General features: G+C 71.6%; 4 protein-coding genes. 2 read left to right on the top strand and 2 right to left on the bottom strand.

Annotated features, from left to right (window positions below; translation table 11 throughout):
* The first annotated feature begins 216 nt into the window (after positions 1-216).
* On the top strand, positions 217-1,824 hold the full coding sequence (locus E1281_RS37525) for a FadD3 family acyl-CoA ligase (protein ID WP_131884455.1): 1,608 nt from the start codon (positions 217-219) through the stop codon (positions 1,822-1,824).
* A gap of 168 nt (positions 1,825-1,992) precedes the next feature.
* Entirely contained in the window at positions 1,993-3,147 is a 1,155-nt protein-coding gene (locus tag E1281_RS37520) for an acyl-CoA dehydrogenase family protein (protein ID WP_131884454.1), read from the top strand.
* A 58-nt stretch (positions 3,148-3,205) separates the two neighbouring features.
* Here E1281_RS37520 and E1281_RS37515 read toward each other — a convergent pair whose 3' ends face one another.
* Positions 3,206-4,357, bottom strand: a complete 1,152-nt coding sequence (locus tag E1281_RS37515; protein WP_131884453.1) for a thiolase family protein — start codon at positions 4,355-4,357, stop codon at positions 3,206-3,208.
* The coding region (locus tag E1281_RS37510; RefSeq protein ID WP_207943744.1) for an OB-fold domain-containing protein at positions 4,350-4,853 on the bottom strand (504 nt) is incomplete at its 5' end. The genes E1281_RS37515 and E1281_RS37510, both read right to left, overlap by 8 nt.

Raw genomic sequence — 4,853 nt, 5'->3', positions numbered from 1 at the left:
GGGGGCGGGGGCGGGCATCGTGATCATGTACCGGCAACCTCGGAAGACGATGCGCCGGGGCCTGGTGCAGGAGGCCGACGCGGACGTTGCGAGCGATTTACAGTTCTAGATAAAAGTCTATACTGACGTCGATGTCAATCATGGGTGCCGGGCGAGGGGCGGCGTTCCGGGCCGTGCGGCGATACGTTCGCCGAGTTGAGGAGCGGGAGTTGCGCCATGAACCAGAGCTGTGAGCCGAGGTGGCCGAGCATCGCGGCCATGACCGCGTCCGCGGCGGAGCGCTTCCCGGACCGGACCGCGATCGTGGACGGCGGCGAGCGCGTCACCTACGCGGAGCTGTACGCGGAGGCGCGCCGGTTCGGGGCGGCGCTGGTGGCCGCGGGCGTCGAGCCGCGCGACCGCGTCGGCATCTGGGCGTACAACGGCCGCGAGTGGATCGTGGCGCTCCTCGGGCTCTACCAGGCCGGCGCGACGCTGGTCCCGGTCAACACCCGGTTCAAGGGCCTGGAGGCAGCCGACCTCGTGCGTCGCGGCAAGGTCAAGGTCCTGGTGACGGTGACGGAGTTCCTCGGCAACGACTACGTCGAGATGCTCACCGGCACGGGCGTGGACCTGCCCGACCTGCGGACCATCGTCATCGCCGCCGGCAAGCCCTCCGGACCCGGCGTGATGTGGGCCGACTTCATGGCGCGTGCGACCGCGGACGGCCTCGCCGAGGTCGATCGCCGGAGCGCCGCCCTCGGCCCTGACGACCCGTCCGACGTGCTCTTCACCTCCGGCACGACGGGAACCCCCAAGGGCGTGCTGATGACCCATCGGCGGACGATGGGCGTGGGAACCGACTGGGTGAGCATGACCGGTCTCTCGGCCGATGACGGCTACGTGCTCGTGAACCCCTTCTTCCACATGTTCGGCTTCAAGGGCGGCATCCTCGCCTGCGTCGCCGCCGGCGCCACCATGTTCCCGCAGCCCGTCCTGGACGTGGACAAGGTGCTCGGGCAGGTCGCCGAGGAGCGGGTGACGGTGCTGCCCGGGCCGCCGGCCCTCTACCAGACGATCCTGGAGCACGCCGACCGGAGCCGCTACGACCTGACGAGCCTGCGCGTCGCCGTGACCGGCGCCGCCGACATCCCGGTCGAGCTGATCCGGCGGATCCGTGACGAGCTGCCGTTCTCCGTGGTCGTCGCCGGCTACGGCCTCACCGAGGCCGGGACCGCCAGCTCGACCTCGCCCGACGACGACCCGGAGACCATCGCGGTGACCGTCGGGCGGCCCCGCCCCGGCTTCGAGATCCGCGTCACCGACTCCGCCGGCGCCGACGTCGCGCAGGGAGAGGTCGGCGAGATCGTCCTGCGCGGCCCGACCACGATGACCGGGTACCTCGACGATCCGGAGGCGACGGCGGCGGTGCTGTCCGAGGACGGCTGGCTGCGCACCGGAGACCGCGGGCGTTTCGACGAGCGCGGGTGCCTGTGCATCGCCGGACGCTCCAAGGACATGTTCATCGTCGGAGGGTTCAACGCCTATCCGGCGGAGATCGAGGCCATGCTCCTCGAACATCCGGGCATCGCGCAGGCCGCGGTCATCGGCGTCCCCGACGAGCGCCTCGGCCAGGTGGCCATGGCGTTCATCGTGCCCCGATCGCTCGAACCGGCCGGGCGGTCCGGGCTGGACGGCGCGGCCGTGATCGCGTGGTGCCGTGACCGCATGGCCAACTACAAGGTCCCGCGCTTCGTCGAGCTGATCGACGAGCTGCCGCTCACCGCGAGCGGGAAGGTGCTCAAGACCGCCCTGGAGGCGCGGGCCGCCGGCGGCTCGGGCTGAGCCCCGGAGCCGCCTCGCTCCCCATCGTCCGACTGAGCGCGGTCCGGCGCCTGCGACATCCTCGTCGAAGCGCGGGTCTCGCCGTCGTATGTATTGACATCGACATCGATATTCAAAAACCCGCGACGCACGCGCGGTGCGGGAAGCTGGAAACGGAAGGTGGCCCACGTGGCAGCTCATGATCTCGCCCCCTTGCTCGACGCGGTCCGGGACTTCATCCGCAAGGAGGTCATCCCGCGCGAGGCGGAGATCGACGAGAACGACGAGGTGCCCGCCGCCCTGCGCGAGGCGGCCAAGCGGATGGGCCTGTTCGGCTTCACCATCCCGGAGGAGTACGGCGGGCTCGGCCTCGGCATCGTGGACCAGTGCCGGCTGCTGATCGAGGTCGGCCACACCACCCCGGCGCTGCGCTCGATGTTCAGCACCAACGTGGGCATCGCCGGGCAGGTGATCATGGACGGCGGTACCGCGGACCAGAAGGCGGGATGGCTGCCTCGGCTGGCCTCGGGCGAGGTCGTCGCCTCGTTCGCGCTCACCGAGCCGGACGCCGGCTCGGACCCGTCCGACCTCCGGACGAGCGCCGTCCGCGACGGGGACGCCTGGGTCCTCAGCGGCACCAAGCGGTACATCACCAACGCGCCGATCGCCGACGTCTTCATGGTGTTCGCCCGGACCGACCCCGACGCGAAGTCGTCCCGCGGCATCTCGACGTTCATCGTCCCGGCCGATGCCCCGGGCGTCTCGGTGGGGCCCCGCGACCACAAGATGGGCCAGTTCGGAGCCTGGACCGCGGACGTGTACCTCGACGACGTGCGGCTGCCCGCCGACGCGGTCGTGGGCGGCGAGTCCGGCGTCGACACCGGCTTCCTGACCGCGATGCGCTGCCTGTCCAACGGGCGCCTGCTGCTCGCCGCCGCCTGCGTCGGGATGTGCCAGCGGCTCGTCGACGAATCGGTGGCGTACGCGTCCGAGCGCAGGCAGGGCGGCCGCCCGATCGCCTCCCACCAGCTGGTGCAGGCGATGATCGCGGACTCGGTGACCGAGACCATGGCCGCCCGCGCCCTCGTCCTGGAGTCGGCGCGCGCCTACGCGGACGGCTCGGACCGCCGCACCGGCCCGGCCGCCGCCAAGTACTTCTGCAGCGAGGCCGTCGGAAGGGTCGCCGACCGCGCCGTCCAGGTGCACGGCGGCGCCGGATACATGCGCTCGGTGGCGGTCGAGCGGTTCTACCGCGACGCGCGGCTGTTCCGCATCTACGAGGGCACCAGCCAGATCCAGCAGCTGATCATCGCAAGGCAGACGATCGGGGCGGCCGCGGGCTGAACGCCCGCGGCCGCCCGGGCCCGGTCGTCGCGGTTCCCGTTCCGGCCGGATCAGATGATCAGGTCGACAGGACGGAGACCGCGGCGACGCCGGGAGCGCCGTACAGCTGGGCGAGGCCGACGCGCGGCCCGTTCGGTACCTGGCGCTCGCCGGCCTCCCCGCGCAGCTGGAGGACCAGCTCGCGGACCTGCCGCAGGCCCGAGGCGCCGACCGGCTCCCCGTTGGCGATCAGGCCGCCGTCGGTGTTGACCGGCAGGCTCCCGCCCAGGTCCGTGGCACCGGAGGCGATGAGCTTGTTCTGTGCGCCGTCCTCGCACAGCCCGACCTCGGCCATGTGGATGACCTCGGCGCCCGCGTCGGTGTCCTGGAGCTGCGCGATGCCGACGTCCCCGGGGTCGACGCCCGCCGCCTCGTAGGCCGCCCGCGCGGCCTCCACGGTCGGCGCCGGGACGTGGTCGGCCGCGACGGACGCGGACGGGGTGTGCACCTCGAACGCTCCGTAGCGACGGGTCCGGGTGACGACGCTGCGCAGGTAGACCGGTTTGTCGGTGTAGCGGCGCGCCACGTCCGCGTTGCAGACCACCAGCGCGGCCGCACCCTCGTTCGGGCTGCAGAACATGTACTGCGTCAGCGGATGGTTGACCATCCGGGACCCGAGGATCTGCTCGCTCGTCAGCGGGGTGCGGCGGTGGGCGTTGGGGTTGAGGCCGCCGTTGCGGTAGTTCTTCTCGGCGACCGCCGCGAGCGTCTCGCCGGTGATCCCGTGGTCGTGCATGTACCGGTTGATCTTCATGGCGAAGAACTTCGTGGTCAGGAACAGGCCCATCTCGCCGTACCACGGCGGGCAGCCGTACTCCTCGGGCTCCGCCGTGAACGCGCCCGGCTGGTGCTTGTCCATGCCGAGGACGAGCCCGACCTCGTGCTCGCCCAGCCGGATGGTCTGGCGGGCGAGGGCCAGCGCGCTGCCGGCCGTCGCGCAGCCGTTGTAGACGTTGGTGAACTGGACGCCGGTCAGCCCGAGCTCGGCGACGACGGCGTCGGGCTGGTCCACCTCGTAGCTGCCGCCCACGGCGAACTGCATGTCCGCCCAGGACAGCCCGGCGTCGGCCAGCGCGTCCCGGGCTGCCTCCGCGCCCATGGCCAGGGCCGGCTTGCCGGGGAACCGGCCGAACCGGTGGATGCCCACCCCGATGATCGCAACGTCAGGCATGGCCTGTCTCGTCTCCTTCTCCGGGTCCGAAAGCGAACGTGATGATCTCGCGGCCGTCCTCGTCCGTGCGGAACGGCATGGTGACGACCCGCATCGGCATGCCGATGGCCAACTCGTCCTGGGAGCAGCCGGTGATGAGGCCCTCGACGCGCAGTTGGCCGGCCAGTTCGACCACGCCGACGAGCCACGGCTCGAACGGGTCCGTCCCGGCGAACTCGCCGCGGAACGGCGCCTTCGGCGGGAAGCCCTGGGTCGTCCACGACCAGAGTGTTCCGGAACGGTTCAGCAGCGTCCGTTCCACGGCGGTCGCTCCGCAACGCGGGCACCCGGCCCGGAGCGGGAACACGTGCGCGCCGCATTCCGCGCACCTGCCGCCGATCAGGCCGGGCTCGTCGTCGGACCAGGTGAACAGATCATCGGCTATGGGGACCGGGGACATCTCTTCTCCTTGCTTCTCCCGCTCACCGGGACCGGCGGGGCGGGGGCTCACGGGGTC

The organism is Actinomadura sp. KC345 (genome assembly GCF_004348515.1).
Classification (GTDB): Bacteria; Actinomycetota; Actinomycetes; order Streptosporangiales; family Streptosporangiaceae; genus Spirillospora.
Note: the sequence above shows the minus strand (reverse complement) of the source record. Positions and strands in the feature narration are given on the sequence as shown.

Excerpts from the sequence above, each read along its gene's own strand:
- E1281_RS37525 (WP_131884455.1), top strand. The coding sequence starts at position 217 with ATGAACCAGAGCTGTGAGCCGAGGTGGCCGAGCATCGCGGCCATGACC.
- E1281_RS37515 (WP_131884453.1), bottom strand. The coding sequence starts at position 4,357 with ATGCCTGACGTTGCGATCATCGGGGTGGGCATCCACCGGTTCGGCCGG.